General features: G+C 72.6%; 2 protein-coding genes and 1 pseudogene. 2 read left to right on the top strand and 1 reads right to left on the bottom strand.

Translation table 11 applies throughout. The features are described 5' to 3' along the window. Both AE652_RS45120 and AE652_RS18030 read left to right on the top strand, forming a co-directional pair. Positions 1 to 108 (top strand): annotated as a pseudogene (locus AE652_RS45120) (electron transfer flavoprotein subunit beta); the annotation flags it as partial. A 45-nt stretch (positions 109 to 153) separates the two neighbouring features. Continuing rightward, positions 154 to 1116, top strand: coding sequence for an electron transfer flavoprotein subunit alpha/FixB family protein (locus AE652_RS18030; RefSeq protein WP_049652673.1), 963 nt, complete (start codon positions 154 to 156; stop codon positions 1114 to 1116). Positions 1117 to 1256: 140 nt separating this feature from the next. Here AE652_RS18030 and AE652_RS18025 read toward each other — a convergent pair whose 3' ends face one another. Next, positions 1257 to 1694, bottom strand: coding sequence for a hypothetical protein (locus AE652_RS18025; protein ID WP_074002309.1), 438 nt, complete (start codon positions 1692 to 1694; stop codon positions 1257 to 1259). Positions 1695 to 1731: the final 37 nt, after the last annotated feature.

The following is a 1731-nucleotide window of genomic DNA, read 5'->3' as shown; positions in this document are numbered from 1 at the left end:
GAGTCGGTGGCGGCGCGTCCGGCGCGGACCGCGGGCACGGTCGTCAAGGACGAGGGCGAGGGCGGCAAGTCGCTCGCGACCTTCCTCGCCGACCAGAAGTTCATCTAGTCCCACCCGTTCGCGAACCCAACGATCGAACAGGAGCAACGAATCATGGCTGAGATCCTGGTTCTGGTGGACCACGCCGACGGCGCGGTGCGCAAGCCGGCCCTGGAGCTGCTGACCCTGGCCCGCCGTATCGGTGAGCCGTCCGCCGTCGTCCTGGGCGCCGGTGCGGCCGCGGCCGGCATCGCGGCGAAGGCCGGCGAGTACGGCGCGGTGAAGGTGTACGTCGCCGACGGCGCGGAGTTCGCCGACCAGCTGGTCGTCCCGAAGGTGGACGCGCTGGCGCAGATCGCCAAGGCGAACGACGTGGCCGCGGTGCTGGTGACGTCCTCCGGTGAGGGCAAGGAGGTGGCCGCGCGCGTCGCGCTGCGGATCGGCTCCGGCATCATCACCGACGCCGTCGACCTGCGCGCCGGCGACCAGGGCCCGATCGCCACCCAGTCGGTGTTCGCCGCCTCGTACACCGTCGACTCCCGGGTGAGCAACGGCGCACCGGTCATCACCGTCAAGCCGAACGCCGTCGCCCCGGAGGCCGCCCCGGCCGCCGGTGCGGTGGAGGACGTCGCCGTGGCGTTCACCGGCAACGCCGCCAAGGTCGTCTCGCGCACCCCGCGGGTGTCCTCCGGCCGTCCCGAGCTGACCGAGGCCGCGATCGTGGTCTCCGGTGGCCGTGGTGTCGGTGCCGCCGAGGGCTTCGGCGTGGTCGAGGAGCTCGCGGACGCGCTGGGCGCGGCCGTCGGCGCCTCGCGTGCCGCGGTGGACGCCGGCTGGTACCCGCACAGCAGCCAGGTCGGCCAGACCGGCAAGCAGGTCTCCCCGCAGCTGTACGTGGCCAACGGCATCTCGGGCGCCATCCAGCACCGGGCCGGCATGCAGACCTCGAAGACCATCGTGGCCGTCAACAAGGACCCCGAGGCCCCGATCTTCGAGCTCGCCGACTACGGCGTGGTCGGCGACCTCTTCGAGGTGCTGCCGCAGCTCACCGCCGAGGTGAAGGCCCGCAAGGCCTGAGCCCGGTCCGCCTGACAGTGAGGGCGTGGCACCGAGTACCACTCGGTGCCACGCCCTCCGTCGTCTCCCGGCGGCGCTTCGGCGCGCCGCCCGTCCCGGTCACGCCTCCGTCCGGGCCGTGAACCTCTCCGCGACGCCGGTCACTCCGCGACGAAGGCCGCGAGGTGCTGGGTGAAGCCGCCCTGGGTGGGCGGCAGCGGGCGCGGCTCGGTGTCCTGCACCGGCGGCGGCTCCTCGACCGGCAGCAGCCGCAGCTCCGGCTGGTCGGAGTCGGGGGAGGAGAGCAGCCGCACCCGGGTGCCGACCGGGACGGTGCTGCGCATCCCGTCCACGATGCACCAGACGTCGAAGCCCTCCGCCATGCGGATCAGCGACTTCTGACGGACCAGCGGCGTCCGGGCCTGTTCGACCGCGCAGCGCCGCACCACGCCGGTGCCCTCGCTGGGCTCCAGCCGCAGCTCGGTGGAGCCGCAGGTGGGGCAGAGCAGCCGTTGGAAGGTGGGGTTGTTGCACCACGCGCAGCGCTGGAAGTACAGCGTCGTGCTGCGGGTGTCGGCATCGATGGCTGAGTGGACCACGCTGTCATCCATACCTTTCTTCGTGGGATCGTTCTGG

The organism is Kitasatospora sp. MY 5-36 (assembly GCF_001182915.1).
In the GTDB taxonomy this organism is placed as follows: Bacteria; Actinomycetota; Actinomycetes; order Streptomycetales; family Streptomycetaceae; genus Kitasatospora.
The sequence above is the reverse complement of the archived record's forward strand: the minus strand, read 5'-3'. Positions and strand labels throughout refer to the sequence as shown.

What these genes read in the sequence shown, in the direction of transcription:
- AE652_RS18030 (WP_049652673.1), top strand. Translation starts at nt 154, where the DNA reads ATGGCTGAGATCCTGGTTCTGGTGGACCACGCCGACGGCGCGGTGCGC.